The 26,918-nt window shown below is 65.5% G+C and carries 23 protein-coding genes; 9 read left to right on the top strand and 14 right to left on the bottom strand.

All coding sequences use genetic code 11. The annotated features are described in order from the left end of the window. The first annotated feature begins 2 nt into the window (after positions 1-2). Both XH93_RS19350 and XH93_RS19355 read left to right on the top strand, forming a co-directional pair. Positions 3-455, top strand: a complete 453-nt coding sequence (locus XH93_RS19350) for a DNA polymerase III subunit chi (protein ID WP_139482962.1) — start codon at positions 3-5, stop codon at positions 453-455. Between the two features lie 103 nt (positions 456-558). Then, positions 559-1,116: a hypothetical protein gene (locus tag XH93_RS19355; RefSeq protein WP_233286527.1), complete on the top strand. Its 558-nt coding sequence runs from the start codon at positions 559-561 to the stop codon at positions 1,114-1,116. Positions 1,117-1,201: 85 nt separating this feature from the next. Here XH93_RS19355 and XH93_RS19360 read toward each other — a convergent pair whose 3' ends face one another. The 3 genes from XH93_RS19360 to XH93_RS19370 form a co-directional block, all read right to left on the bottom strand. Next, positions 1,202-3,067 (bottom strand): ABC-F family ATP-binding cassette domain-containing protein, encoded by a 1,866-nt coding sequence (locus XH93_RS19360; protein WP_194474772.1) that lies wholly within the window; start codon positions 3,065-3,067, stop codon positions 1,202-1,204. Between the two features lie 109 nt (positions 3,068-3,176). Beyond that, positions 3,177-3,350, bottom strand: a complete 174-nt coding sequence (locus XH93_RS19365; protein ID WP_172626884.1) for a hypothetical protein — start codon at positions 3,348-3,350, stop codon at positions 3,177-3,179. A 234-nt stretch (positions 3,351-3,584) separates the two neighbouring features. Then, positions 3,585-3,857, bottom strand: coding sequence for a sulfur globule protein precursor (locus tag XH93_RS19370; RefSeq protein WP_139482960.1), 273 nt, complete (start codon positions 3,855-3,857; stop codon positions 3,585-3,587). Between the two features lie 349 nt (positions 3,858-4,206). On the opposite strand from XH93_RS19370, the gene ndk reads away from it, so the two are divergent. Both ndk and XH93_RS19380 read left to right on the top strand, forming a co-directional pair. After that, entirely contained in the window at positions 4,207-4,629 is a 423-nt protein-coding gene (gene ndk / locus XH93_RS19375) for a nucleoside-diphosphate kinase (protein WP_139862178.1), read from the top strand. Positions 4,630-4,694: 65 nt separating this feature from the next. Next, on the top strand, positions 4,695-5,534 hold the full coding sequence (locus XH93_RS19380; protein WP_194474773.1) for a TerC family protein: 840 nt from the start codon (positions 4,695-4,697) through the stop codon (positions 5,532-5,534). Between the two features lie 14 nt (positions 5,535-5,548). Here the strand turns inward: XH93_RS19380 and ppx are convergent, their stop codons facing one another. From ppx to XH93_RS19400, 4 genes are all read right to left on the bottom strand, one after another. After that, on the bottom strand, positions 5,549-7,051 hold the full coding sequence (gene ppx / locus XH93_RS19385) for an exopolyphosphatase (protein ID WP_139482957.1): 1,503 nt from the start codon (positions 7,049-7,051) through the stop codon (positions 5,549-5,551). A 12-nt stretch (positions 7,052-7,063) separates the two neighbouring features. Continuing rightward, positions 7,064-9,274: an RNA degradosome polyphosphate kinase gene (locus XH93_RS19390; protein ID WP_194474774.1), complete on the bottom strand. Its 2,211-nt coding sequence runs from the start codon at positions 9,272-9,274 to the stop codon at positions 7,064-7,066. 132 nt (positions 9,275-9,406) lie between these two features. Then, positions 9,407-10,084, bottom strand: a complete 678-nt coding sequence (locus tag XH93_RS19395) for a DnaA/Hda family protein (protein ID WP_139482955.1) — start codon at positions 10,082-10,084, stop codon at positions 9,407-9,409. A 51-nt stretch (positions 10,085-10,135) separates the two neighbouring features. Further along, positions 10,136-10,678 carry a CDP-alcohol phosphatidyltransferase family protein gene (locus tag XH93_RS19400; protein WP_194474775.1) on the bottom strand — a complete coding sequence of 181 codons (543 nt, stop codon included), beginning with the start codon at positions 10,676-10,678 and terminating at the stop codon, positions 10,136-10,138. Positions 10,679-10,838: 160 nt separating this feature from the next. On the opposite strand from XH93_RS19400, the gene purM reads away from it, so the two are divergent. Then, positions 10,839-11,924, top strand: coding sequence for a phosphoribosylformylglycinamidine cyclo-ligase (purM, locus tag XH93_RS19405; protein WP_194474776.1), 1,086 nt, complete (start codon positions 10,839-10,841; stop codon positions 11,922-11,924). Then, positions 11,921-12,571 (top strand): phosphoribosylglycinamide formyltransferase, encoded by a 651-nt coding sequence (gene purN / locus XH93_RS19410; RefSeq protein ID WP_194474777.1) that lies wholly within the window; start codon positions 11,921-11,923, stop codon positions 12,569-12,571. The genes purM and purN overlap by 4 nt, the downstream gene beginning before the upstream one ends. Positions 12,572-12,650: 79 nt before the next feature. On the opposite strand, the gene XH93_RS19415 is transcribed toward purN, so the two are convergent. The 6 genes from XH93_RS19415 to XH93_RS19440 all read right to left on the bottom strand — a co-directional run bounded on the left by XH93_RS19415 (position 12,651) and on the right by XH93_RS19440 (position 19,577). Beyond that, positions 12,651-12,854: a cold-shock protein gene (locus tag XH93_RS19415; protein ID WP_139482952.1), complete on the bottom strand. Its 204-nt coding sequence runs from the start codon at positions 12,852-12,854 to the stop codon at positions 12,651-12,653. A gap of 332 nt (positions 12,855-13,186) precedes the next feature. Beyond that, a complete protein-coding gene (rnd, locus tag XH93_RS19420) occupies positions 13,187-14,335 on the bottom strand; it encodes a ribonuclease D (RefSeq protein ID WP_194474778.1) in 1,149 nt (382 codons plus the stop codon). Positions 14,336-15,467: 1,132 nt separating this feature from the next. Beyond that, positions 15,468-16,640, bottom strand: a complete 1,173-nt coding sequence (locus XH93_RS19425; protein WP_194474779.1) for an acyltransferase — start codon at positions 16,638-16,640, stop codon at positions 15,468-15,470. A gap of 471 nt (positions 16,641-17,111) precedes the next feature. Beyond that, a complete protein-coding gene (locus XH93_RS19430) occupies positions 17,112-17,606 on the bottom strand; it encodes a ferritin-like domain-containing protein (RefSeq protein ID WP_194474780.1) in 495 nt (164 codons plus the stop codon). 28 nt (positions 17,607-17,634) lie between these two features. After that, the gene (locus XH93_RS19435) at positions 17,635-17,838 is read right to left on the bottom strand and encodes a hypothetical protein (protein ID WP_194475557.1); all 204 of its coding nucleotides are present in this window, start codon (positions 17,836-17,838) and stop codon (positions 17,635-17,637) included. Positions 17,839-18,104: 266 nt separating this feature from the next. Next, a complete protein-coding gene (locus XH93_RS19440; RefSeq protein ID WP_194474781.1) occupies positions 18,105-19,577 on the bottom strand; it encodes a YdiU family protein in 1,473 nt (490 codons plus the stop codon). 188 nt (positions 19,578-19,765) lie between these two features. Here XH93_RS19440 and aspS point away from each other — a divergent pair, with 188 nt between their 5' ends. Next, entirely contained in the window at positions 19,766-21,541 is a 1,776-nt protein-coding gene (gene aspS / locus XH93_RS19445) for an aspartate--tRNA ligase (RefSeq protein WP_194475234.1), read from the top strand. A 202-nt stretch (positions 21,542-21,743) separates the two neighbouring features. Here aspS and XH93_RS19450 read toward each other — a convergent pair whose 3' ends face one another. After that, the gene (locus XH93_RS19450) at positions 21,744-23,723 is read right to left on the bottom strand and encodes a hypothetical protein (RefSeq protein ID WP_194474782.1); all 1,980 of its coding nucleotides are present in this window, start codon (positions 23,721-23,723) and stop codon (positions 21,744-21,746) included. Between the two features lie 231 nt (positions 23,724-23,954). On the opposite strand from XH93_RS19450, the gene XH93_RS19455 reads away from it, so the two are divergent. Continuing rightward, entirely contained in the window at positions 23,955-26,264 is a 2,310-nt protein-coding gene (locus XH93_RS19455; RefSeq protein ID WP_194474783.1) for an NADP-dependent malic enzyme, read from the top strand. Between the two features lie 100 nt (positions 26,265-26,364). Next, on the top strand, positions 26,365-26,817 hold the full coding sequence (locus XH93_RS19460; RefSeq protein ID WP_194474784.1) for a DoxX family protein: 453 nt from the start codon (positions 26,365-26,367) through the stop codon (positions 26,815-26,817). Positions 26,818-26,918 lie beyond the last annotated feature (101 nt).

Consider the following 26,918-nt stretch of genomic DNA (forward strand, 5'->3'; position numbering starts at 1 on the left):
GCATGACCGAGGTTCTGTTCTACCATTTGCAGAACATGACGCTGGAGAGCGTGCTGCCGCCGCTGCTCGAGAAATCGCTCGAGCGCGGCTGGCGCGTGGTCGTGCAGTCGACGTCGCCGGAGCGCGCCGAGGCGCTCGATGCACATCTCTGGACCTACAGCGACGATTCGTTTCTGCCGCATGCGACCTGGCGGGTCGGCGACGCGCAGGACCAGCCGATCATCCTGTCGATCGAGGAGGGCAACCCGAACCGGGCCAATGTCCGCTTTCTGGTCGACAATGCGGCGCTGCCGGCCGACTGCGACAGCTACGAGCGGTTGGTTCTGGTGTTCAACGGCGACGACCCGGACGCGGTGGCGGCGGCGCGGGAAAGCTGGACCGCCTGCAAGGCCCGCGGCTTCGAGGTCACCTACTGGCAGGCCGACGAGCGGGGACGCTGGCAGCGGCGCCAATAGCGATTCCAAGCAATTAATGATAATTCGAGGTTTCTTGCGGCGAGCCACGGTCATGCCGCAAAGTGATGTTCGGACAAACCCCTTGTGTGGGGACAAGGAGCCTTTGTCGATCGTGCGGGACGGAACATTCAGTCGAAAGTCGCTGCTGGCGCTGCTGGTGCTGGCGCCGGGCCTTGCCGGTTGCTCGAGCGCGTCCGACATGTTTTCGCGCGACGCGGAATGGTTCTCGCGCCCCGGACGGCTGTTCATCCGCAACATCTCGATCGAATCGCCGCCGCTGACGCCGGACAAGCCGGTGACCAGCGAAGATCTCGTCAGCGCCGACGGCGGCTGCCCGGGCATGGCGCCGCCCGCGGGTGCCGCCGGCGCCAACGCATTGGCCGACGGCGCACCGCCGCCGCAGCCGTCGGGCGGCAGCGTCGCGCTCGGCCACACCGAATGCGACGTCGTCCGCGGCATCGGCGCTCCCGACAGCGTCAACCTGTCCAATGGTCCGGGCGGCGACCGCGTCGCCGTCGTCACCTGGTCGCGCGGCGCGCGTGCCGGCATCTACACCTTCACCGCGGGCCGGTTGACGTCGGTCGAGCGCGGGCCGGATCCCGTGCCGGAGCCGAAGGCGGCAAAGCCGAAGAAGAAAAAGTCCGCGACCTCGCACGGCTAGAGCATGATCCGGAAACTACGAAGCGGTTTCCGAAACGATCACGCTCAACCAACGCGCCAATGATTCAACCTGATCTCATCATGCTCTAGCTTGCGGCTTCGTCGAGCTCGCTGCTGGCGTCCAGCCACTCTTCCTCCGCGCGCTGCAATGCGCTTTCGGCACCGGCGCGGGCTTTTGTCAGCTGCGCTGCCTGCTTGGGATCGCGGGTGAAGATATCCGGCAGCGCCAGCGCTGTGTCGATCTTGGCGATGATGCCGTTGATGCGCTCGATCTCAGCTTCCGCCTGCGCGATCCGCTGCTTGGGTGAAACGCGCTTTTCATTGCGGCTGCGCTCTGGACGCGCAGGCTCTTTCGCCCGCTCGCGCGCCGGTGCCCGGTCGCCGTCATTGGCCGACAGGATCAGCCTGCGATACTCGTCGAGATCGCCGTCATAGGCGGTCACGGTCTGGTTGGCGACGATCCACAGCCGATCGGCGCAGGCTTCGATCAGATAGCGATCGTGCGAGACCATCATGACGGCGCCGGGAAAGTCGTTGATCGCTTCCGCGAGTGCGGCACGGCTGTCGATGTCGAGATGGTTGGTCGGCTCGTCCAGGATGATCATGTTGGGGCCGTAGAAGGTGGCGAGCCCGAGCAGCAGCCGCGCCTTCTCGCCGCCCGACAGGCTCCTCACCAGCGTGTCGCCGGCCTTGCCGGAAAAGCCGATCGCGCCGACCCGGCCGCGCACCTTGCTCTCGGGCATATCGGGCATCAGCTTGCGGACATGGTCGTAGGGCGAGCCGTCGAGGTTGAGCTCGTCGACCTGATGCTGCGCGAAGTAGCCGACCGACAATTTGTCCGCGCGCGTGATGCGTCCCGAGAACGGCGTGAGCTTGCCGGCCAGCAGCTTGACCAGCGTCGACTTGCCGTTGCCGTTGGCCCCGAGCAGCGCGATGCGGTCGTCGGGATCGAGGCGCAGCGTCACGCGGTTGAGCACCGCCTTGCCCGGCTCGTAGCCGACCGAAACGTCGTCGACCGCGATGATCGGCGGCGACAGCAATTTTTCGGGCGCGGGGAACGTGATCTCGTGGACGTCCTGGGTCACCAATGCGGTGACCGGCTTCATCCGCTCCAGCATTTTCACGCGTGACTGCGCCTGCCGCGCCTTCGAGGCTTTTGCCTTGAAGCGGTCGACGAACGCCTGCAGCCGCTTGCGCTCGTCGGCCTGGCGCTTGGCGTGCTTGGCGTCGAGCAGTTCGCGGGCAGAGCGCTGTTCCTCGAACGAGGAGTAGGTGCCCTTGTAGAGCGTCAGCTTGCCGCGATCGAGATGCAGGATCTGGTCGACCGAAGTGTCGAGCAAGTCGCGGTCATGGCTGATCACGATCACCGTGCGCGGATAGTTGGCGAGGTGATTCTCGAGCCACAGCGTGCCTTCGAGATCGAGATAGTTGGTTGGCTCGTCGAGCAGCAAGAGATCGGGCGCCGCAAACAGCGTGGCCGCCAGCGCGACGCGCATCCGCCAGCCGCCGGAGAATTCCGCACACGGGCGTGCCTGGTCTGCGGTCGAGAAGCCGAGACCGGAGAGGATCGCAGCGGCGCGGGCCGGCGCCGCGTGGGCGTCGATGTCGACCAGCCGGGTCTGGATCTCGGCGATCCGGTGCGGGTCCTGCGCGGTCTCGGCCTCACGCAACAGCGCATCGCGCTCGAGATCGGCTTTCAGCACGACGGTGAGCAGGCTCTCCGGCCCGTCGGGCGCTTCCTGCGCGAGGCTGCCGATGCGCCAGCGCGGCGGCAGCGCAATGCTGCCATTCTCGGTCGGGACCTCGCCGCGGATGGCTTGAAACAGGGTCGACTTGCCGACGCCGTTGCGGCCGACGAATCCGACCCGCGCGCCGGGCGTAATTTGCACGGAACTGTGATCAATCAGCAGCCGTCCGGCGATCCGGATCGAGATGTCGGTGATGGAAAGCATGCGGCGTTTGTCACCGGACCCGCCGCCAAACGCAACCCGTCAGTTTGCAAAAATCTGTCCGGGTGCCTCTTGCAAATAGGTGTTTGGGCTGTCGGCCAGCCCGCAACATCTAATGGTGATCGGTTTCCCGTCGGCGCATCTCATCGAGAAGCTGTTGCAGGCGGGACGAAAGCGTCGGCTCCGGGCGCATGTTTTGCTGAAGCCGTTCACCTACGGCATCGCAGATGTAGCGGCAGGTCTTGTGATCCATCTGGTCCGGATCGTTCTCGATCTGAGTTGTCATAGCAGGTCTCTTGATAAGTCTTTTTGCATGTCTCCGGGATGTCCTTCGGCGAGTTCCACCTCGCGGGTATGAGCAAGTTCTTGCCACAACAAGTCGCAACCCCGATTTTGGTTTCGCCGGCTCGGCCTTGCCCTCGCCTTCTGGTAGCGGCTGACAGCGATCGGGTTCCAGCGGGTGCAAAAAAGCCCCGGCGTAAGGCCGGGGCGGAGCAAGTCAGGGGAGGTGTTGGTCGGATCAATAGCAGCGGTTGACCACGCGCCAGCGGGGACCCCACGGGGTCGGAACGACGCGGCGCACATAGCAGCCGCCGTAGCCGCCGGCGTAATAGGCGGGGCCGCCGACCACGACAGGGCCACCGACGACGAAGCGCGGTCCCCAGCCGCCGTGCCATCCACCACCGTGCCAGCCGCCATGCCAGCCACCCCAGGCCGAGGCCGAGGTCGGAGCCAGCGCGGCCGCGCCGAGCGAAACAGCGGCAATCGCAGCAAGCGAGATTTTGCGTAACATGATCGTCTCCTCGAGGTTTGGGCGCGCATCAGGCGCCCGCGATGACATCGTTTCCCGAGACGTCCTGGTGAGGCTTGCGGATAGGTCAGCAAGGCGTCCGATCGGTGAAGAGCCTAGGCGATGGCAGCTGAACGGCAGCGGCACGGCGTCGACAGAATGGGTTCACCTTCGTGAAATCGTCGTAATTTGGGCGGTTTGGCGGTCCCGGCCGGCAATCGCGGCCACGCCGGTTTTGTCGCGAAAATCCATCGAAACTAATGGCTAACGCGTCACAGGGTCGCTTGCCGTCACCCCATCGCGCCGATATAAGCCCCGGCAACTCCCAACCAGCCTTTGCAAGGACGAAATCATGGCGATTGAACGCACCTTTTCGATCATCAAGCCCGACGCCACCGAGCGCAACCTGACCGGTGCGGTCAACGCGGTGATCGAGAAGGCAGGCCTGCGGATCGTGGCGCAGAAGCGCATCCGCATGACCCGCGGTCAGGCCGAGACCTTCTATGCGGTCCACAAGGCGCGCCCGTTCTTCGGCGAGCTGGTCGAGTTCATGACCTCGGGCCCGGTGGTGGTCCAGGTGCTGGAAGGCGAGGGCGCCATCCTGAAGTATCGCGACGTGATGGGCGCGACCGATCCGTCGAAGGCCGCCGAGGGCACGATCCGCAAGCTCTATGCGAAGTCGATCGGCGAGAATTCGGTGCACGGTTCCGACGCGCCGGAGACCGCGGTGGTCGAGATCGCGCAGTTCTTCGCCGGCAACGAGATCGTCGGCTAACTCAACTGGGGTAGCGGCGGACCTCTGCCGCAAAGGGGCGGCCGTAAGGCCGAATAGGACTCGCTGTGGATTGGCTGTGGCAGATCTTTGATCCCGCGCACATCGGCGCGTTCTTCACCCAGTTCAGGGAGGAGATGGCGACCCCGACCTTCTGGGTCGCCGTCGGCAAGATCATCTGGATCAACGTGCTGTTGTCCGGCGACAACGCGCTGGTGATCGCGCTCGCCTGCCGCGGGCTTGCGCCGCGGCAGCGGCTGTGGGGCATGATCCTCGGCGCCGCCGCCGCGGTGATCCTGCGCGTCATCTTCACCGGCATCGTCGCCAGCCTGATGGAGCTGCCCTACCTCAAACTCGTCGGCGGGCTGGCGCTGATCGTGATCGCGGCCAAGCTCCTGGTGCCGGAGCACGATGACGAGGACAGCGTCGATGCCGCCGCGCATCTGTGGGCCGCGGTGCAGATCGTCGTCGTCGCCGACATCGTGATGAGCCTCGACAACGTGATCGCGGTGGCCGCCGCCGCAAATGGCAGCGTACCGCTGCTGGTGCTCGGCCTTGCGATCAGCGTTCCCTTGATCGTGGCCGGTGCGGCGCTGATCATGGCGCTGCTCAACAAGCTGCCGATCCTGGTCTGGGCCGGCGCCGCGCTGCTCGGCTGGATCGCGGGCGACGTCATCGCGACCGATCCGGCGGTGCATCCGCGGCTGGATGCGCTGTTCGCCGGCCCGCTCGGTGCGAAGCTCGATTCGTGGCTCGCCGCAATCGGGATGTCGCCGCAGTTCGGCCATGGCGGCAACGGCGGCGAGATCCTGCTCGCCGTGCTCGGCATCATCGTGGTGCTGATCGCGGGCTCGCTCTGGCGGCGCCACGCGCTCCGCAAGGCCAAGCATTCCGCCAAAGCCGCGTAGTCGCGGCTTTTGGATTACCGCCGGACGATCGAACCGGCGCGTCCGACCAGGCGCGCCAGTTGGCGGAAGCGGCTGCCGACGCGGTCGGCGACCAAATCGACCATCCGGTGCTCGAACACCAGCATCAGCTTGCGGCCCTGGGTGCGGAAATGCGTCGCCGGCAGCACGCCGGTGCGCGCCGCGGTGATCAGATGCGCGACGCGGAACGCGGCGCCGAGCACGCGGGCGCGCTCGTCCATCGCCGGCGGCACCAGCGCGCGAATCTGCAGCGGCGGCTCATTCTCCTCGCTGAGGCCCGCATAGCGATAGAACACCGACAGCGCGACGAAGGCGCGCCCCTGGTGCGTGATCGAGCCGAAATTGCCGTTCATGATCAGGCTGAGGGTTTCCTCGCCGCGATGATCCGGATGCACGCGCCAGCCGATGTCGGAGAGCAGGCAGGCGACGTGACGCAGCCTGCGGTCCTCCTCGGTCTCGCGCAGCCGCACCACCCGCACCAGGCGGTCGGTCCACGAGATCAGCTCCTGGGCGTGGCGCGCCGAGCGTGACAGCAATTCGTTGAGGTTCTGCGCGGCGCAGACCAGGCCGTCCTTGGCGCGCTCGGCCGGCGGCAGCATTTCGTACAAGAGGCCCTCGCGCACGCCGAAGGTCGAGAACACGATGGTCTTCGGCTGCGCGACGCGGATGATGTATTCGAGCACCAGCGCGGCATAGGTCAGGAGCGGCCGCCGCGCGTCGGCGACCGCCTCGATATTGGCCAGCATGTTGGTGGCCGCGAGCCGCCGCAGCCGCTGCGCGAAGTCGAGCGCTTCGACCGCCGGGATCGAATAGCCGTGCATCACCTTGAGCGGATAGCCGCTCTGGATGATGTGGATCCGCGCCAGCGCGCGCCAGGTGCCGCCGACCGCATAGAAGGTGCGGCCGCGGCCGGCCTTGAGCTGCGGCACGCCGAGCAACTCGTTCTTGACGATGCGCTCGGCGCGCTTCAGCGATTTGTGCGAGAGGTCCTGCAGCGCGAGGCTGCCGAGCGGCAATGTCACGCCGCTGCGTACGCGGTTGCCCTTGACGTCGATCAATTCGAGCGAGCCGCCGCCGAGATCGCCGACGATGCCGTTGGGATTGTGCACGCCCGAGACGACGCCGAGCGCGGACAGCTTCGCTTCACGCGGGCCTGAGAGGATCTCGATCTTGGCGCCGCAGATGCGCTCGGCCTTGGCGATGAAGTCCGGACCGTTCTTGGCGTCGCGGCAGGCCGCGGTCGCGATCGCGAAGACGCGGCCGACCTGCTGGATCCTGCACAGCGCGCGAAACCGGCGCAGCGCGGTGAGCGCCTTGTTGACGGCGTCGGTCGCGAGCAGGCCGGTGGTCTGCACCTCGCGGCCGAGCCCACACAGCGCCTTCTCGTTGAAGATTGTGATGAGGTTGCGCGACATCGTCTCGTAAACGACGAGACGAACCGAGTTCGAACCGATATCGATGACAGCGACGCTGGAAGCGCGCTTCCGCGGCCGCTTCACCGTAAAGCCCCCTTAAGACGATGGCTGATGCTGCTGCCGCTCGTTGCGACGCGTGAGCCGGCGTGGCGAAGATTCCTTGAGAGACTTACCACGGCCGGACAGACTCGGATTTGTCATGAAATAGTTGTGCAGGTTGAAAGGCTCTTCGCCTTTCGCGGCCTTCATACGCGTAGACGACCCATCCGGCAACAATTGCCAGCTCTGCTCATTGTCCTTCAGATTCGCGACCATGATCTGTTCGAGAACCTGCTGATGCACCGTGGGATTTTGCAGCGGACAGAGCACCTCGACGCGGCGGTCCAGGTTCCGCGGCATCATGTCGGCGGACGAGATATACACAGCAGCTTTGGTGCTCGGCAGGCCTTGCCCCATGCCGAAGCAATAGATTCGGCCATGTTCCAGGAACCGGCCGATCACCGATTTGACGCGGATGTTCTCCGACAATCCGGGCAGGCCGGGCCGCAGGCAGCAGATGCCGCGCACCACGAGCTCGATCGAGACGCCGGCCTGTGACGCTCCATAAAGTGCGTCGATGATGTCGGGGTCGACCAGCGCGTTCATCTTCATCCAGACCGCGCCCGGGCGGCCGTTGCGTACATGAACGGCCTCGTCATGGATGTGCTCGATGATGCGCTTGCGCAGCGTCAGCGGCGACACCGCCATCTTCTCGATGTCGCTCGGCTCGGCATAGCCCGTGATGTAGTTGAACACCCGCACGGTATCGCGGCCGATGATCGGATCCGACGTGAAGTAGGACAGGTCAGTGTAGATGCGCGCGGTGACCGGATGATAGTTGCCGGTGCCCGTGTGTACGTAGGTGGTGAGATTGCCGCCCTCGCGGCGCACCACCATCGACAGTTTGGCGTGGGTCTTCAGCTCGATGAAGCCGTAGACCACCTGGACGCCGGCGCGCTCGAGGTCGCGCGCCCAGCGGATGTTGGCTTCCTCGTCGAAGCGCGCCTTCAGTTCGATCAGCGCGGTCACCGACTTGCCGGCCTCGGCGGCCTCGGCCAGCGCGCGCACGATCGGCGAGTTGTTCGAGGTGCGATACAGCGTCTGCTTGATCGCGACGACGTCGGGGTCGCGCGCCGCCTGCTGCAGGAACTGGACGACGACGTCGAAGGATTCATAGGGGTGATGGACCACGAGGTCCTTCTGGCGGATCGCCGCGAAGATGTCGCCGCCATGGTCGCGGACGCGCTCGGGATGGCGCGGCACATAGGGCGGGAATTCGAGGTCGGGGCGATCGAGCCGGGTGAGCTGCGACAGCTCGTTCATGGCGAGCACGCCGTCGACCAGAAACACCTCGTCATCCGCTGCCGACAGCGCGTGCTGCACGAAGATGCGCAGCTCCTCCGGCATCTTGGCCTCGATCTCGAGCCGGATCACCGATCCGCGGCGGCGGCGCTTGAGCGCGGTCTCGAACAGGCGGACGAGGTCTTCGGCCTCTTCCTCGATCTCCAGTTCGGAGTCTCTGATGATGCGGAACGCGCCCTGGCCCTTGACGGTGTAGCCGGGGAACAGACGGCCGATGAACAGGCCGGTCGCCTGTTCCAGCGTGATCAGCCGCACCGGCGCGCCGTCCTTCGACGAGGGCAGGCGGATGAAGCGGTCGATCTTGCCGGGCATGCGGATCAAGGCATTCATCGCCTTGCCGTCGGAGATCCGCGCCAGCTGCAGCGCCACGGTGAAGCCGAGGTTCGGGATGAACGGGAACGGATGCGCCGGGTCGATTGCCAGCGGCGTCAGCAGCGGGAAAATGCTGTGGAGGAAGTGATCCTCGATCCAGCCGCGCTCGGATTTTGTCACATCGCGCCCGTCGACCAGCTGGATGCCGACGTCGGACAGGATGGCGCGCAGGTCGCTCCAGATCGCCTGCTGGTCGGAGGCGAGCTGCGACACGGTCTTGTTGATCATCACCAGCTGCTCGGCCGGCAGCAGGCCGTCCGGGCTGCGCTCGGCGATGCCCTCGCGGACCTGCGCCTTGATGCCGGCGACGCGGACCATGAAGAACTCGTCGAGGTTGTTGGCCGAAATCGACAGGAAGCGGACGCGCTCCAGCACGGGATGGCCCTGGTTGACCGATTCCTCGAGCACCCGGCGATTGAAGTGGAGCCATGAGAGCTCGCGATTGATGAACCGCTCGGGGCTGGTCGCGATCGCGGGGAGGGCGGGAGCTTCCGCCTCTTTCTCTTTGATTTCAGTAGCTTGTGCCGAGTCCATCAAGTGTTGGTCCAATTCGAGGAGGGCGGCCTGGGCGGTCTATCCGAGGGCCACGCAAACCATGTGATATTGCGATGACGTTTCGATGACATTCATGTTCCCACCGCTTCCGCCGTCAAGCCGGTCAGGTGGTCACGCATCCCGCAACAGCTCCGCCGCCAGCGCCCGTGTGACCGGCCGGCCGAGCCGCAGCGCCTCGGTGTCGAGCAACTCGACCGCCTGCCGGACGGCGACATAGGAACGCTCGATCCGGCTGGTCAGATAGCTGACAATCGACTCGTCCACGCTCATCTGGCGGTCGGCGCAGAATTTTAGGATCAGGCCGCGGAACAGCAGGTCGTCGGGCGGCAGCAGCGTCACCGTCGGCACCGCGCGAAGCCGCGACCTCAAGTCGCGCAGCTCGATCTCGAACGCCGACGGCGGAACACGCGCCGTGATCAGCACGAAGGCATCGTCCTGGCGCGCGAGGTTCAGAAGATGAAACATCGCGCGCTCGTCGAAATCCGCCGGCCGCAGGTCCTCGACCACCAGCGCGCCGGTAGCAAGCGCGGTCGGCACCGCCTCCGCCGTCAGCGCATGCGCCGCGGTCGACCGCGCACCGGCATGCTCGGACCAGATCGCGGCGAGGTGGCTCTTGCCGGAGCCTTCCGGCCCGACCAGCAGCATGATGCGGTTCGGCCAGTCCGGCCAGCCATCGATCAGCGCCAGCGCCGCTTCGTTGGCCGGGCCTTCGAGGAAATCGTCGCGGGTCAGCTTTTCCTCGTGCGGCAGCGCCAGGGCCAGTTGACGAGGTTGAACGCTGCCTGCCACGCAAGTCTCCAAAACGCTTTGTCTGAGCATCGATCTTGTCAGATCGTCACTCTACCGGGCTTCGATCGTGCCCATGTGCCGCACCCACTCGACGAGATAGAGGGACACCGAAACCAAAGTAAAGATCGTGACCAGCGCCATCAGGATCAGATCGTAGGGATACGGCTGAAAGCCGAAGCCGAGCGAGGCCAGCACCAGCGCCGCGAACGCGACCTGCGCCACCGTGTTCAGCTTCGACACCATCAGCGGCTTCATCTCGACCGGCTTGTCGAACAACCATGACACTATCACGGCAGACACGATCATGATGTCGCGCGACACCACCAGGATCACGATCCAGCGCGGCACCGCGCCCCAGATCCCGAGTGCGATGTAGATCGACACCAGCAGCGCCTTGTCGGCGAGCGGGTCGAGTAGGGCGCCGAGCTCGCTCGTCATGTTGAAGCGCTTGGCGAGGAAACCATCGACCGCGTCGGAGACGCCGGCGATCACGAAGATCGCGAACGCAATCTCCATCTGGCTGGACACGATGGCCCAGACGATGATCGGCACCAGGATGATGCGGCCGAGGGTGATGATATTCGGAATACTCAAGTTGGGACGTTTCCCGGCTAGAATCCTGATTTTACTCGATATCCGGCTCTTTTCAGCAGCGGCCGCGTGTTATCTACATAGTATCGCGGCACTGGCGCCGCGAGCCATTGCGCGGGGCCGGAATTCCTCGTAACCAGCCCCCCATCATCTGGAATTGGGCATGACCGAGCGCAAAAACGGGCTCACTTACGCGGATTCGGGCGTCGACATCGACGCCGGCAACCGCCTTGTCGATCTGATCAAGCCGATGGTGCGGGCGACCGCACGCCCCGGCGCGGACGCCGAGATCGGCGGCTTCGGCGGGCTGTTCGACCTCAAGGCCGCCGGCTTCAAGGATCCGGTCCTGGTGGCGGCGACCGACGGCGTCGGCACCAAGCTCAAGATCGCGATCGAGACCGGCATTCACAGCGGTATCGGCATCGACCTCGTCGCAATGTCGGTCAACGACCTTGTCGTTCAGGGCGCGGAACCGCTGTTCTTCCTCGACTATTTCGCCTGCGGCAAGCTGCATCCGGAAGCGACCGCCGCCATCGTCGCAGGGATTGCCGAAGGCTGCCGCGAATCGGGCTGCGCGCTGATCGGCGGCGAGACCGCCGAGATGCCCGGCCTCTACAAGGATGGCGACTACGACCTCGGCGGCTTTGCGGTCGGCGCCGCCGAGCGCGGCACGCTGCTGCCGAGCGGCGACATCGCGGCGGGCGATGCCGTGATTGGCCTGGCGTCGTCCGGCGTGCACTCCAACGGCTATTCGCTGGTGCGCAAGATCGTCGAGCAGTCCGGCCTCGGCTACGACGCGCCGGCGCCGTTCGCGCCGGTGATGACGCTCGGCGCGGCGCTGCTGACGCCGACCCGGCTCTATGTGAAATCCTGCCTGCGCGCGATCCGCGAGACCGGCGCGGTGAAGGGGCTTGCCCACATCACCGGCGGCGGCTTCACCGACAACATCCCGCGCGTGCTGCCCAAGCATCTCGGCGTCGGCATCGATCTGGCCCGGCTGCCGGTGCTGCCGGTGTTCAAATGGCTGGCCGAGCAGGGCGGCATCGCCGAGCTCGAGCTGCTGCGCACGTTCAACTGCGGCATCGGCATGATCGCGATCGTCAAGCCTGAGGCGGTGGAACAGGTCATCGAGGTCTTCACCGAAGCCGGCGAGACCGCGACCTTGCTCGGCGAGGTGATCGAGGCCAAGGGGGCGCACACCGGCGAGCATCGCGTGGTCTATAACGGCCATCTCGACCTCTCCGCATGAAGCGCCGGGTCGCCATCCTGATCTCCGGCCGCGGCTCCAACATGGCCGCGCTGATCGAGGCTGCGAAGGCTGAGGATTTTCCCGCCGAGATCGTGGTCGTGATCTCCAACCGCGCCGATGCCGCCGGGCTGGAGCGGGCGGCCGCAAACGGCATCCCGACCGCAATCATCGAGAGCAAGCCGTTCGGCAAGGATCGCGCCGGCTTCGAGGCGATGATGCAGCGGGTGCTGGACGAGAAGCAGGTCGAGCTGATTTGCCTCGGCGGCTTCATGCGGCTGTTCACCGCGGAGTTTGCCCGGCGCTGGTACGGCAAGATGCTCAACATCCACCCCTCGCTGCTGCCCTGCTTCCCCGGCCTCGACCCGCACGGCCAGGCGTTGCGCGCCGGCGTCAAACTGTCCGGGGCGACCGTGCATTTCGTGATCCCGGAGACCGACGCGGGACCGATCGTGATGCAGGGGGCGGTGACCGTGGCCGACGACGACACGCCCGAGACGCTCGCGGCGCGCGTCATCAAGATCGAGCATCGCATCTACCCGGAGGCGCTGCGGCTGCTGGCGAGCGGCCGGCTGAAGCTTGACGGCGATCTCTGCAGGACGCTCGGCAGCGGCGCGACCGACGCCACGCTGATCGCGCCGGCGCCTTGAGCCGCACATCAGCAAAGCCCCCGGGGGGTGATGCGGCCGGGGGAGGCGTCAGGACGATCAGCGCGGATCGCCCCGGCGTTCAGTTCACCTTGAGATTTTCCGCCGACGTCTTGCCGCGGTTCTCGACCAGCTCGTACTCGACGGTCTGGTTTTCGTTGAGCGTCGAGAGCCCGGCGCGCTCGACTGCCGAAATGTGGACGAACACGTCCTTGTCTCCCGCTGCCGGCTTGATGAACCCGTAGCCCTTGGTGGCGTTGAACCACTTGACGGTACCCTTCGGCATCGTCTCTCTCCCACGCTAGACATAAAAAAGACGCGGCCACGTTTTGCACGTGCCACGCCACAAACGGGCTTCCGGGTGTCTGTTCAGGTGCCGAGTCTTCAACTGCGAAGTCTTCAAGTCCGAAGTTCTCAACGTCGCGAAACGCACGGTCGAACCGCCGCAATCCGATTGCGACGGGATTGCAACATGAAAATTGCCAGTTCGCAAGCCGCTGGTTCGTAGGCCGCTGGTTGGTAAGCCTTGCGCCGGCCGTGCATGTTTCGCAGGACGCAACCGCGGCCCGATCCTGCCGAACCGTCCCGCGCGACGCTCGGCCACTGGCCGACATGGCGCTAGCCCCGGTCGACCCGAACCACGCGGCCCTTGTCGATCGCCAGCGCCAGCTGGCCGTGCTTCAGCTTGAGCGCGGCCTCGCCGAACAATTCGCGGCGCCAGCCGTGCAGGGCGCCGACATCGGCCTGGTCGCTGGCCGCGATCTGCTCGAGATCGTCGACGGTCGCGATCACCTTGCTTGCGACGCCGTGGCGCTCCGAGGTCATGCGCAGCAGCACCTTCAAGAGCTCGACGGTCGCCGCACCATTGGCATTGTTGCGCGGCTTCTCCAGCTTCGGCAGCGAGGCCTGATCGCGCGCCAGCCCGCGCTGCACGGCGGCGATGATGTCGGTGCCCCATTTGGAGCGCTCAAAGCCTTTCGGCAGCGAGCGCAGATTGCCGAGCTTGTCCAGCGAGGTCGGCGCGTGGGTGGCGATATCGCCGACCGCGTCGTCCTTGAGCACGCGCGAGCGTGGCACGTCGCGGCTCTGCGCTTCCTGCTCGCGCCAGGCCGCGACCTCGATCAGGACGGCGAGCTCGCGCGGCTTGCGCACCCGGGTCTTGAGCCGCTCCCAGGCGCGTTCGGGGTGGAAGTCGTAGGTCTTCGGCGAGGTCAGAACCTCCATCTCCTCGCTGACCCAGTCGCTGCGGCCGCGCTTCTTCAGATCGGCGTCGAGCGCGGCGAACACTTCGCGCAGATGGGTGACGTCGGAGACGGCATACACGATCTGCTCTTCGGTCAGCGGGCGGCGCGACCAGTCGGTGAAGCGGTGAGTCTTGTCGGGCCGGTGCCCGGTGACGCGATCGACCAGCGCGTCGTAGGCGATGCTGTCGCCATAGCCGAGCACCATGGCGGCGACCTGGGTGTCGAAGATCGGATGCGGAATGGTGCCGGAGAGATGCCAGACGATCTCGATGTCCTGCCGCGCGGCGTGAAACACCTTCAGCACGGCTTCGTCCGACATCAGTTCGAAGAACGGCTTGAGGTCGATGCCGGGCGCCAGCGCGTCGACCACGACGGCCTCGTCCGCGCTCGCCATCTGCACGACGCAAAGCAGCGGGTAGTAGGTCGTCTCCCGCAGGAACTCGGTATCGACTGTGATGACCTTGTGTCGGGCGAGCCGGCCGCAGGCGGCCGCAAGTTCGGAGGTAGTGGTAATCAGATCCATGAAGTGTCCATGACGCTCAACACACGCGTTCTGCCGAAAGGGCAGCTATGTCAAGGGTCTTGCTGGGATTTTGGCCCTGCACAAGGTGAGGGCAGGGGATTTTCGCCGGGATCGAGAGGGATTCAAGGGAAATTTGGCCTCATATGGCATCTCAAACAGCTAGCTCGATGTCATCACCCGTGCATGCGGGTGATCCAGTATTCCAGAGACAGTGGTGATTGAGCCGAGAGGCCGCGGCGTACTGGATCGCCCGGTCGAGCCGGGCGATGACAGTGGTGGGTGGGGCGCAGTTTTGCCATCTCGCGACATGAATTGTCCGAGTCTTGCTGTTCGATTCGCCCTCGCTTGAGCAGAGGGCGCAGGGAAAGCCGGGTGCCGATTGCACCCATGGGCCCGGTGCAACAAAAAAGCACCGGGGTAGGACCACAGGTGTAACCGGAAACAACCCGGCTTTCCCTGCGCGATGGGTTACGGCTTATACGTGCTCTCCCCGGCGAGACTGGGCTTTTTTGTCACCGCTTTCGCAAAAACGCTTTCGCGTTTTGCGAGAGGACACCTGCCACTAGGGCGTCAGGCCTGCACGACTTCGCCGTCCGCCTCGCATGCTGTCGTCACTGACATACGAAACGTCCACCGCATCTCACCGCAACACTATGACGATGGCCAGCGCCCCTCGATCGGGTGAGACGGGCGGACCATACATCTGACTTGCCCTTCCGAAAAAGCGAAATATTTTTGCCGTGGGGACTTGACCTACCCCTAGTGGCAAATCAGTGCCCGGTGCTCCGTAGCTTGCATGCGCAGCTCGGCGCAGGCCTTGGTCAAAGCATTCCGCCGGACAGAATTGAGAGCACAGAAACAACAAATCCGTCCGGGCCCGAACGGCTTTGCGCAGGAGGCGGACAGTGCAATGTCCGTTGGGACTCCTGGCGGAGGGAATCGTAGGTGCGGAATGCACCTGGAGGCATCCCCCAAACGGGCTATCACTGCAGTGAAACTGGACACATGTGAGTTGCAAAGCGCGATGTTGTCATCGCGCTTCCTGATGGTAACGCTGACAACGCGGCGCATCACGTTGTGCCGCGGGGCACCGCTAACCACGGTGTCTGACGACCAAAGTGTAGAACTAACCTCAGCGCCTTCCCGCGCTGGGGTCTTTTCTATTTTGCAGCGAGACGCCGCCAATCGAGGCGTCCTGCAGCGCAAGCTGTGCCCCGGCGTGAATACGCGATGGCCAGCCGAGCCGCGATGCCAGCATCGTCAGCCGATCCTTGGTCCAGCTATGCGCGGGCCGTTCGAGCACGCGCCAGACGAACCACGCCAGCCACACCACGCCTATGATCACGGCCGTGGTCGACAGGATGCCCGGCTGGCCTGAGGTTGCCGCGAGCAGGATCGTGTAGCCTAGCTGCAGGTGCAGCAGATAGAGCGGATAGGTGATGCCGCCCGCCGCCAGCACCACGCGCGCCGGCAACGGCAGCGATCTGATGCGCGTCGCCAAAAATACCATGCCGAGCGAGACGATGCAGATGGCGACGACGATGCCGGCATCGAAGCTGCCATGGGTGTGGACACCGAGCCGCTCGATCTTGTGCACTGCCTGGAACGCCGCCGTTCCCATCGCCAGCGACATCAGGCCGTAGAGCCGCGCGTCGCGCCGTCCCCGGTAGTGCTCGTAGATCAGCAGACCCACGGCGAAGAAGCCGCTGTCGTCGGCCATGAACAGTTTTTCGAAGATCGGCGCGTCGATCGTCAGCTCGTTGGCGAAGGTGATCGCGATCCACGCCACGATGATGGCGTCGATCCGTTGCGGGAAGATGCGCAAGGCAAGCAATGCCGTGACCCAGACATAGAACATCACCTCGATCACCAGCGACCAGTACGCGTCGTCCATGTAGGGCTGCCCGAGCGCGGGTGCGGCGATGAACAGGTTGGCGAACCATTGACGCCACGTCACATCGAAATGGGCGCCACCAAGCGCCAGCGTGGTCGCGAAGGTGAGCGTCATGCAGATCACGAAGGTCGGATAGATCCGGCTGAAGCGGGCGATCGCAAAACCGACCGGCGTCCGGCCTTCGGCCGAGTAGGCGATGACGAAGCCGCTGATCGCGAAAAACACCGGCACGCCGAGGAAGCCATACTGCGCGACCGGCGCCAGCAACGGCATCGCGACCTGCGGCACGCCATGCGCCGCGGGACCCCAGAAGCCGTAGTGATAGAGGATGACGGCGCCGACGGCCGCCACCCGCATCAGGTCCAGTGCCGGGACCCTGGTGGTGTCCGGCTGCGCTTTGGTGTCCGGCATCGGCGCGGCTCCAGTAAATCAGCCGGCACCTTGAGACTGCGGAGTAAAGGCGCGCTTAAGGACGCCGTCGGCGAGAAAGGCGGATTACGGTTGCGCCAATCCCTGCAAATCCTACTCGTAGCGCGCGTGCTTGGAGGGCCGGCGCGCCGCCGGCATGGCCAGCACGATCAGGCAAAGCGCAATCATCGCCATTCCAACGAATTCGAATGCAAATGCGTCCACGGGTCATTCTCCCCCTTAACGAAACCGTTAGACTTGTTCGGGGTGCGTTGACGCGCTGTTAAACCTTATGGTTACCGCGGCAGGGCGCAAAGCATGGTGCAAGGTGAGTTAATGCTCACGACGGGCATGAAATGCGTCGTCCGTAGTCCGTAGGATGGGTAGAGCGAAGCGAAACCCATCATCCCCACCGCGCATCGAAGTCGATGGGTTTCGCTGCGCTCTACCCATCCTACGGGATCGCACCGTGCATCACGCCGCCAGTGCGTCCTGGTTGATCTCGCCCTTCGCGAGCGTGGTCAGCAGCGCGTCGCTGTGGCGTTCCTCGTCGAGGCTGTCGTGCAGCAGCAGCTGGTCGTCGCGCAGGTCGAGCTGGCCGGCGAGTGCGGCGGCGCTGCCATAGGCGGCGATCTCGTAATGCTCGAGTTTTTGCGCCGAGGCGATCAGGGCGGCATCGCGGAGATTGTCGTCGGGCAACAGCGACACCATCTTGGCGGTCTCGTGGATCAGCGCCTGCATGGCCTGGTCGGTATGCTCGTCCGGATCGGCGCCATGCATGCGCAGGAGCGATTTCAGCCGCTCGCCCTGCACGATGGTCTCGCGCTGGTGGCGGCCGAACGCGTCCTTCAGCGACGGATGCGCCGCGACCTCCGCCATGCGCGACAGCGCGGTCGCGAGCTGGCTCTCGACGCTGACCAGTTCCTGCAGCTCGGCGATGTACATGTCCTTGAAGCTCGTGATCTTCATGCGGCACCTTGCTTGTTCTGGGTTGCGCTCAGGCGGTGTGGCCGCCGGAACCGGAATCGATCGGCGTCTTCTTCGCCCGCTGCGGCGTCATCACCGCGGGATCCGGCTGTCCGGGCACGCCGCGCGGCCCGAATTGCTGCCGCTGCAGATCGTCCTCGGAGAACGGCGGCTCGACGCCGTTCGGATTGCTGCGTTTCATCGCGGTTTCGAGATCGTCATCGCGCTGGTTCATGTCGCACTCCATCAGCGAGGCGGAACGGAACCCAAGGCACGCGTTCCGCTATGCCGGGCCAACGATGAGCGCGGAAGATCGTTGCAAGGAATCTGTGGCGGCGTAGGGCGGATTAGCCGCCCAACGAAACAACCCTCCACGTCATTGCGAGCGCAGCGAAGCAATCCATTGATCCCCGAACTGAGAGATGGATTGCTTCGCTGAGCCTGTCATCGGGCGGCCCTTCGGGCCGACCCGTTGGCTCGCAATGGCGGTGGGGAGCGGCCTCACGTCCCGCAGAAGGTCTGCGTCACGCGCTGCTCGGGCAGCGGCGGCTCGGTGTAGGCCGCGTAGTGCGGCTGGTCCTCGAACGGTTTTGCCAAAACCGTCAGCAGTTCCTCGAACGGCGCGTAGTCGTCATTGTTGACGGCTGCCGCAATCACCGCCTCGATGCGATGGTTGCGCGGGATGAAGGCCGGGTTGACCGCATGCATCGCGGCCTTGCGCTCGGCGGGCGACTGCGGCTCCAGCGCGAGGCGCTCGCGCCAGCGGGCGGCCCATTCGTCGAACGCGGCAGGATCGGTGAACTGCGCGCGGACGTCGGCGGCGTCATCGGCCGCGGCGTTGCCGAGATGGCGGAAGGTCAGCGTGAAGTCGGCGGCATTTTTCGCCATGGCGTCGAGCAGGTCCTGGATCAGCGCCTCGTCGCCGTCGCGCGCGGTGAACAGGCCGACCTTCGCGCGCAGGCCGGCATTGTAGGCCGTGGTGAATTTTTCCGGGAATTCGCCGAGGATCTCTTGCGCCTGTTCGATCGCCTTCTCCTGATCGTCGGAATACAGCGGCAATAGGCATTCGGCGAGCCGGGTCAGATTCCACAGGCCGATGCGCGGCTGGTTGGCGTAGGCGTAGCGGCCCATCTCGTCGATCGAGGAAAACACCTGGCCCGGATTGTAGGCGTCGAGGAAGGCGCAGGGGCCGTAATCGATGGTCTCGCCCGAGATCGAGGTGTTGTCGGTGTTCATCACGCCGTGGATGAAGCCGACCAGCAGCCAGCGCGCGATCAGCGCGGCCTGCCGCGCCACGACGGCGGCGAGCAGGGCGCGGTAGGGCTGATCGGCGGTCTTCAGCTCGGGATAGTGCCTGGCGATGACGTGGTCGGCTAGCGCGCGGACGCCATCGGTGTCGCCGCGGGCAGCGAAGAACTGAAAGGTGCCGACGCGGATGTGGCTCGCGGCGATCCGGGTCAGCACCGCGCCGGGCAGCGCGGTCTCGCGCATCACGGCCTCGCCGGTGACGACGGCGGCGAGCGAGCGGGTGGTCGGGATGCCCATCGCGTGCATCGCCTCGCTGACGATGTATTCGCGCAGCACCGGACCGAGCGCGGCGCGGCCGTCGCCGCGACGGGAGAACGGGGTCGGGCCACTTCCCTTGAGCTGGATGTCGCGGCGGACGCCGTCCCTGTCGATGACCTCGCCGAGCAGGATGGCGCGGCCGTCGCCGAGCTGCGGAACAAAGTGGCCGAACTGGTGGCCGGCATAGGCCATCGCGATCGGATCGGCGCCGTCGGGCAGCCGTTTTCCGGCGAGGATTTCGGCACCTTCCGGCGTCGACAGCAGGTCCGGGTCGAGCCCGAGCTGGACCGCCAGCGGCCGGTTCAGCTTGATCAGTCGGGGCGCGGCCACCGGGGTCGGCGCGACGCGGGCGAAAAAGTTCGCCGGCAGCGCCGAATAGGTGTTCTGGAACGGGAAATGGATGGTCATGTGCTGAAGATAGGCCGGTGGGGCGAATAGGCAAACGATTGGTGCCGGATCGCCGCAAATTGTGCGGTTTCGGGCCAAAACCGGGCGTTCCCTTGGTTGCCGCCCCGGGCGGGCTCGGGTAAACCCAGCGCCTTCGGATAGGAAATTTCCTACCGCGATTCTCCTCCGACATCGATTTTGGGATGACTATGCATCGCTACCGGTCACATACATGCGGCGCGCTCCGTGAGAGCGATATCGACCAGACGGCCCGGCTGTCCGGCTGGGTGCATCGGGTCCGCGACCATGGCGGCGTGTTGTTCGTCGATTTGCGCGACCATTACGGCATCACGCAGTGCGTGGCCGACCCGGACTCGCCGGCATTCGCCGAGGTCGAGAAGTTCCGCTCGGAGTGGGTGGTGCGGATCGACGGCAAGGTGCGCCGCCGTCCCGCCGGCACCGACAATCCTGAACTGCCGACCGGCATGGTCGAGGTCTACATCAAGGAGATCGAGGTGCTGGGCCCGGCGGCCGAGCTGCCGCTGCCGGTGTTCGGCGAGCAGGAATATCCTGAAGACATCAGGCTGAAGTACCGCTTCCTCGACCTGCGTCGCGAGAAGCTGCACCAGAACATCATGACCCGCGGCGCGATCGTCGATTCCATGCGCAAGCGGATGAAGGAGCAGGGCTTCTTCGAATTCCAGACCCCGATCCTGACGGCGTCCTCGCCGGAGGGGGCGCGGGACTTTTTGGTGCCCTCGCGCATCCATCCGGGAAAATTCTACGCGCTGCCGCAGGCGCCGCAGCAGTACAAGCAGCTGCTGATGATGTCGGGCTTCGACCGCTACTTCCAGATCGCGCCGTGCTTCCGCGACGAGGACCCGCGCGCCGACCGCCTGCCGGGCGAGTTTTACCAGCTCGACGTCGAGATGAGTTTTGTGACCCAAGACGACGTGTTCGCGGCGATGGAGCCTGTCATCACCGGCGTGTTCGAGGACTTCGCGAAGGGCAAGCCGGTCACGAAGAACTGGCCGCGGATCCCGTTCGCCGAGGCGGTGCGCAAATACGGCTCCGACAAGCCGGACCTGCGCAACAAGATCGTGATGCAGGAGGTTTCGGAACATTTCCGCGGCTCCGGCTTCAAGGTGTTCGCGCGAATGCTGGAGGATCCGAAGAACCGGGTCTGGGCAATCCCCGGCACCGGTGGCGGTTCGCGCGCGTTCTGCGATCGCATGAACTCGTGGGCGCAGGGCGAGGGCCAACCCGGCCTCGGCTACATCATGTGGCGCGAGGGCGGCGAGGGCGCCGGTCCCTTGGCGAACAACATCGGTCCGGAGCGCACGGCTGCGATCCGCGATCAGCTCGGGCTGAAGGAAGGTGATGCGGCATTCTTCGTCGCCGGCGATCCGGAAAAGTTCTGGAAGTTCGCCGGCCTTGCGCGCACCAAGCTCGGCGAGGAGCTGAACCTGATCGACAAGGACCGCTTCGAGCTGGCCTGGATCGTCGACTTCCCGATGTACGAGTATGACGAGGAGAACAAGAAGGTCGACTTCTCGCACAACCCGTTCTCGATGCCGCAGGGCGGCCTCGATGCGCTCAAGTCGCAGGACCCGCTGACCATCAAAGCGTTCCAGTACGACATCGCCTGCAACGGCTACGAGATCGCCTCCGGCGGCATCCGCAACCACAAGCCGGAAGCGATGGTGAAGGCGTTCGAGATTGCGGGCTATGGCGAGCAGGAGGTGATCGACCGGTTCGGCGGCATGTACCGCGCATTTCAGTACGGCGCGCCGCCGCATGGCGGCATGGCGGCCGGCCTCGACCGTATCGTGATGTTGCTCTGCGGCACCACGAACCTGCGCGAGATCTCGCTGTTCCCGATGAACCAGCAGGCGATGGATTTGCTGATGGGCGCGCCGTCGGAAGCGACGCCGAAGCAGCTCAAGGAGCTGCACATCAGGACGAACTTGCCGGCGAAGGGCTGAGACTTCACCTCGCCCCGCTTGCGGGGAGAGGTCGGATCGCATCGTAAGATGCGATCCGGGTGAGGGGGAGCCTCCGCGCGTCCGCCTGCCAACAGTTTGCGGAAGTCCGTAGCCCGGATGCAGCGAAGCGCAATCCGGGGCAGTCTCTCCGCGGCGGCACCGTTCCCGGATTGCGCTGCGCTGCATCCGGGCTACGGGAGCGTCATAGCCCCGTCGACGCCTCGATCTTGAATTGCGCCAGCGCGGATTGAAGATCGATCCTGACCAGCTCGATCAGCTGCTGCACCGGCGCCTTGGCGCGCGGGGTCAGCTTGATCACCAGGGTCTGACCCGGCGTCTCGACGAAGCGGCTGATGGCGCCGAAGAGGGCGGTGGCCTCCGGGTTCGATCCGCCGAGCGCCTCGCTTTGCGCCTTGATGCCGTCGAGCATGGCGCGCCGCGCCTCGTCGCGGCCGACGTCATGGCTGCGCGCATAGGCGCCGACCGCAAGATCGACGCTGCCGAGATCGCGCAGCGTGAGCTCGATCGGGCCGGCCTCGATCTGGCTTGCCGCGGCGATCGATTGCGAGCTCAGCGCGAACGCCTCCCGCGGCACGTTGCCGAGCGAGGCGCGGGCCGATGCATTCAACAGCCCGCCAAGGTCGAGCCTCACAGGCTCGAGCGCGAAGGCGCGCGACGCCTCGGTCCAGACAGCGCCGAGATCGGCATCGATAGTCATCCGGTCGATCCCGGCGGCGACGAGCTGCTGCTGCGCCGGGTCGGTGCGGTCGAGCGGCCCGGACAGCTTTGCGACAAGCCGCAGCTTGCTCGGGATCGAACCGACGAACTGGCCCCAGTCCAGGCTGAGCACGTCGATGTTGACCGGCTTTCCGGTGGTCTTGTAGGGCGCCACCAGTCCCTTGACCTCCGCACCTTCGATCAGCGGCAGCAGCGCGAGCGCCTGCTCGGGGACCGCCTTCTGCGGCGCAAATTGCGCCGTCAACCGCATCAGATTGGCGACGTCGACGGATTTCAGCGCGAAGCGTCCGAGCTTGATCGGTCCCTGCGGCCCGCGGCCGTCAAAACCCTCGATGGCAAATTCGCCGATCTTGCCGTTGACGAAATCGAGCCGCGTCGAGGCGAGCTTCACCGGACCCTGCGGCGTCTCGATCGAGAGCCCGCGCATCTCGTAGTTGCCGATCCGGATGCCGTCATAGAGCGCCGCCACCCGTTCCATCATCTCGCGCGCCTGCGCCGGGGTCGGCGGCGCGCCACCGAGGGGCGTCATCACCGCCATCAGCTTCGGCAATTGCATCCGTGATGGCCGCAGCGCGACGTCGTCCATGGTGATGCCGTCGAACCGCATGTTCACGCCTTGCGATGAGGTGATGACGTAGGGACCGGCCGCGACGTGCCGATAGACCCGGTATTCCCGGTCGTCATCGGCCTTGGCGGGATCGAAGGCTGCGGCCATCGCACCGACATCGATGTCGTCAGCGACGAGGTCGGCAAGACTGCCGGTGACCTTGACCGGCTTGCCGGCCGCCTGCGAGTTGAACGTGAAGGCAGCCTTGGCGGCCTTGCTGGAGGCGATCTTGCCGTCCTTGATGTTCTCGATCGCAAGGCCCGAGTAGCTGAACTCGCCCGCCGCGCCGTCGCCGAAGGCTGGGGTGACCTGGACCGTTCCGGTCATATCGGGAACGCTGATCGATGTGGCGCTGATGCCGGCCAACTGGTCGAGGCCGAACCGGTACAGATCGAGCAGGGACGATGATGCCGGCTGCCGCGGTGCGCCGGCCGGGCCGGCGTAATCCTTCAACGTGACCAGCGGCGCCTTGTAGGCGATCTTGAGCGGCTGCTTGCCCTCCATCGCCACACTGACCTCTATGTCGTTGACGTCGATGCTTTCCGCCGCGAACCGCGATGCATCCGACTGGCTGACGCCGTGGGCCACGACGTTGGCCGCCTTGACGGTGATCGGTGGCTGCGTCGCGGTCTCGAAGCTCATGTCGATGATGGTCAGGCTGCGCTTGAGCACGTCGAACGAAACCGGGCCATGGCTCGCCTTGCCGCCGTGTGCGCGAACCTGCTCGAACATTGCCTCGACGCCGGCGGTCGCCCGATGCTGCGTGCAGCGGTCGAAGCCGAACAGGCCGGCGGCCACGATCACAATGACGAGCAGGCCGAGCAGGATTTTCTTCATTCGGTCAACTCCGGCGCATCAAGAGAAAAAATTTGCCAATCTTCGGTGGGTGACTCGGAAACGGCAGCGTCGGCCTGCGCCCGGCCCGGGCCTGTTGACGGGGGTGTGATCGGATGTTGCATCCAAGCGGCCGGGCGTGCTTCACATCCGGTTCGATCTGCCGGACAACTGACTATCGCTTGGATTTAGCATACAAAAAAGACAATCGGGTTGGAAACGCGGGGAGCACGCATGTCGTCATCGTCTGAAGAACTCCACAATGCGGCGCTCGCCTACCACCGGCTGCCGCGGCCGGGCAAACTCGAGATCCAGGCGATCAAGCCGCTCGCCAACCAGCGCGACCTCGCGCTGGCCTATTCGCCCGGCGTCGCCGCCGCCTGCACCGAGATCGCCAAGAACCCGGCCGAGGCGGCCGCGCTGACCGCCCGCGCCAACCTGGTGGCGGTGGTCTCGAACGGCACCGCGGTGCTCGGGCTCGGCAATATCGGCCCGCTGGCCTCCAAGCCGGTGATGGAAGGCAAGGCGGTGCTGTTCAAGAAGTTCGCCGGCATCGATGTGTTCGATATCGAGATCAAGGCCGACACCATCGAGCGCGTGGTCGAGACGGTGGCGGCGCTGGAGCCGACCTTCGGCGGCATCAACCTTGAGGACATCCGCGGTCCGGAGTGCTTCGAGATCGAGGCCCAGCTCAAAGAGCGCATGAAGATCCCGGTCTTCCATGACGACCAGCACGGCACCGCGATCATCGTTGCGGCTGCGATCGTCAACGGGCTGCTGCTCAACGGCAAGAAGCTGGCTGACGTGAAGATCGTCTGCTCCGGCGCCGGGGCTGCGGCGATCGCGACCCTCAATCTGTTGGTCTCGATGGGCGCGCAGCGCAAGAACATCTGGGTCTGCGACATCGACGGCGTCGTCTACGACGGCCGCAACACCACGATGGATCGCTGGAAGGCGGTCTACACCCAGAAGACCGACGCGCGCGTGCTCGGCGACGTCATCCCGGGCGCGGACATCTTCATCGGCCTGTCGGCGCCGGGCGTGCTGAAGCCCGAGATGGTCAAGCAGATGGCCGACCAGCCGCTGGTGATGGCGCTCGCCAATCCGGTGCCGGAGATCATGCCGGATGAAGCGCGCCAGGCGCGGCCGGACGCGATGATCTGCACCGGACGGTCGGACTTCCCGAACCAGGTCAACAACGTCTTGTGCTTCCCGTTCATCTTCCGCGGCGCGCTCGACGTCGGCGCCACCGCGATCAACGAGGCGATGAAGCACGCCGCGGTCGACGCGATCGCGCAGCTCGCGCGCGATCCGCCGTCGGACGCGGTGGCCCATGGCTTCGAGACCGGCGAGACCCAAGGGTTCGGCCCGGGCTCGCTGATCCCGAGCCCGTTCGATCCGCGGCTGATCCTGCGCATTGCGCCGGCGGTGGCGAAGGCCGCGATGGAGTCCGGTGTCGCGACCCGGCCGATCGGCAATTTCGACGAATATGCCGCCAACCTCGAGCGCTTCGCGTTCCGCTCCGGTCTCACCATGAAGCCGGTGTTCGCCAAGGCCAAGACCCAGCCGGTGCGGGTGATCTACGCCGAGGGCGAGGACGAGCGCGTGCTTCGCGCCACGCAGGTGGTGCTGGAAGAGAAGCTGGCGCGGCCGATCCTGGTCGGCCGTCCGTCCGTGGTCGAGACCCGGATCAAGCGCTTCGGCCTGTCGATCAAGGCCGGGCGCGATTTCGACCTGGTCAATCCGGAGGACGATCCGCGCTACCGCTCCTATGTGCAGTCCTATATCGACGTCGCCGGCCGGCGCGGCGTGACGCCGGAGGCGGCGCGGACCGTGGTCCGCACCAACAACACGGTGATCGCGGCGCTCGCGGTGTCGCGCGGCGAGGCCGACGCGATGCTGTGCGGCGTCGAGGGCCGCTACATGAGCCATCTGCGGCATGTCCGCGAGATCATCGGCTTCCTGCCGGGGATCTCCGACTACGCCGCGTTGTCGCTGATGATCACCACCAAGGGCGCGCATTTCCTGGCCGACACCCAGGTGCGGCCGAACCCGAGCGCGGAGGAGCTTGCCGAGGTGGCGTCGCTGGCAGCGATCCACGTCCAGCGTTTCGCCTTCAAGCCGCGGATCGCGTTCGTGTCACACTCCGACTTCGGCAGCTATGATACCGACTCCTCGCGCAAGATGCGCCGGGCCACCCAGCTCCTGAAGGAGCGGCATCCGGAGATCGAGGCCGACGGCGAGATGCAGGGCGACACCGCGCTGTCGGCGGTGGCGCGCCGGCTGGTGTTGCCGCAATCGCGGCTGGAGGGTGAGGCCAACGTACTGATCATGCCGAACCTTGATGCCGCCAACATTGCCTACCAGATGATCAAGTCGCTGGCCGACGCGCTGCCGGTCGGGCCGATCCTGATCGGGCCGGCGCGTCCGGCGCACATTCTCACGCCGTCGGTGACGGCGCGCGGCATCCTCAACATGACCGCGGTCGCCGCGGTCGAGGCCCAGGAGCGGGCGGGTCGCGCCCAGCCGACGCTGTTCGGCTGAGCGGAGAGGCCGGACGCATTCGATTTGATCGAAGCAGGCGGAGCGACCATAATCGCTGTGCCTGCTTCGTCCGATTTCTGCCACCCAGTGAGGCCGACCCATGCCAGCGTTCATCACCTTCGGGCGAATCCTGTTTGCCGTGCTGTTCCTCTATTCGGGGGCCTACAAGCTGTTCGGCATCCAGGCGACCGCGGGCCTGCTCGCGGCCAAGGTGACCATTCCGGCCGTCGTCGCGCCCTATACCCAGCAGATCGAAAGCTTCGTCGGCATGCCGTTCATGCAGCTGCTGGCGATTGCGATCGGCGCCTTCGAGATCATCGCCGGCCTGATGATCGCGGTGAACGTGCTGACGCGGTTCTTCGCCATCCTGCTGATCATCTTCGTCTGCTTTGTGACCTTCTACTTCCACGATTTCTGGAATCAGCCGGCGCCCGGCAACTACAACACCCTGATGGATGCGTTGAAGAACCTCTCCCTGATCGGCGCGCTGTTCGTCATCGCCGGCTACGGCCGCGGCCCGCGCCGCGACGAGCCGGCCTATGGGGACGTTTAAGATCTGCTCTCCATCGTCATTGCGAGGAGCGACAGCGACGAAGCAATCCATCTATCCGCGCGTGCGGGCCGATGGATTGCTTCGCTTCGCTCGCAATGACG

The organism is Bradyrhizobium sp. CCBAU 51753, from assembly GCF_015291565.1.
Classification (GTDB): domain Bacteria; phylum Pseudomonadota; class Alphaproteobacteria; order Rhizobiales; family Xanthobacteraceae; genus Bradyrhizobium; species Bradyrhizobium ivorense.

Excerpts from the sequence above, each read along its gene's own strand:
- XH93_RS19350 (WP_139482962.1), top strand. The coding sequence starts at position 3 with ATGACCGAGGTTCTGTTCTACCATTTGCAGAACATGACGCTGGAGAGC.
- XH93_RS19360 (WP_194474772.1), bottom strand. The coding sequence starts at position 3,067 with ATGCTTTCCATCACCGACATCTCGATCCGGATCGCCGGACGGCTGCTG.
- XH93_RS19365 (WP_172626884.1), bottom strand. The coding sequence starts at position 3,350 with ATGACAACTCAGATCGAGAACGATCCGGACCAGATGGATCACAAGACC.
- XH93_RS19370 (WP_139482960.1), bottom strand. The coding sequence starts at position 3,857 with ATGTTACGCAAAATCTCGCTTGCTGCGATTGCCGCTGTTTCGCTCGGC.
- ndk (WP_139862178.1), top strand. The coding sequence starts at position 4,207 with ATGGCGATTGAACGCACCTTTTCGATCATCAAGCCCGACGCCACCGAG.
- XH93_RS19390 (WP_194474774.1), bottom strand. The coding sequence starts at position 9,274 with ATGGACTCGGCACAAGCTACTGAAATCAAAGAGAAAGAGGCGGAAGCT.
- purM (WP_194474776.1), top strand. The coding sequence starts at position 10,839 with ATGACCGAGCGCAAAAACGGGCTCACTTACGCGGATTCGGGCGTCGAC.
- purN (WP_194474777.1), top strand. The coding sequence starts at position 11,921 with ATGAAGCGCCGGGTCGCCATCCTGATCTCCGGCCGCGGCTCCAACATG.
- XH93_RS19415 (WP_139482952.1), bottom strand. The coding sequence starts at position 12,854 with ATGCCGAAGGGTACCGTCAAGTGGTTCAACGCCACCAAGGGCTACGGG.
- rnd (WP_194474778.1), bottom strand. The coding sequence starts at position 14,335 with ATGGATCTGATTACCACTACCTCCGAACTTGCGGCCGCCTGCGGCCGG.
- XH93_RS19425 (WP_194474779.1), bottom strand. The coding sequence starts at position 16,640 with ATGCCGGACACCAAAGCGCAGCCGGACACCACCAGGGTCCCGGCACTG.
- XH93_RS19430 (WP_194474780.1), bottom strand. The coding sequence starts at position 17,606 with ATGAAGATCACGAGCTTCAAGGACATGTACATCGCCGAGCTGCAGGAA.
- XH93_RS19435 (WP_194475557.1), bottom strand. The coding sequence starts at position 17,838 with ATGAACCAGCGCGATGACGATCTCGAAACCGCGATGAAACGCAGCAAT.
- XH93_RS19440 (WP_194474781.1), bottom strand. The coding sequence starts at position 19,577 with ATGACCATCCATTTCCCGTTCCAGAACACCTATTCGGCGCTGCCGGCG.
- aspS (WP_194475234.1), top strand. The coding sequence starts at position 19,766 with ATGCATCGCTACCGGTCACATACATGCGGCGCGCTCCGTGAGAGCGAT.
- XH93_RS19450 (WP_194474782.1), bottom strand. The coding sequence starts at position 23,723 with ATGAAGAAAATCCTGCTCGGCCTGCTCGTCATTGTGATCGTGGCCGCC.
- XH93_RS19455 (WP_194474783.1), top strand. The coding sequence starts at position 23,955 with ATGTCGTCATCGTCTGAAGAACTCCACAATGCGGCGCTCGCCTACCAC.
- XH93_RS19460 (WP_194474784.1), top strand. The coding sequence starts at position 26,365 with ATGCCAGCGTTCATCACCTTCGGGCGAATCCTGTTTGCCGTGCTGTTC.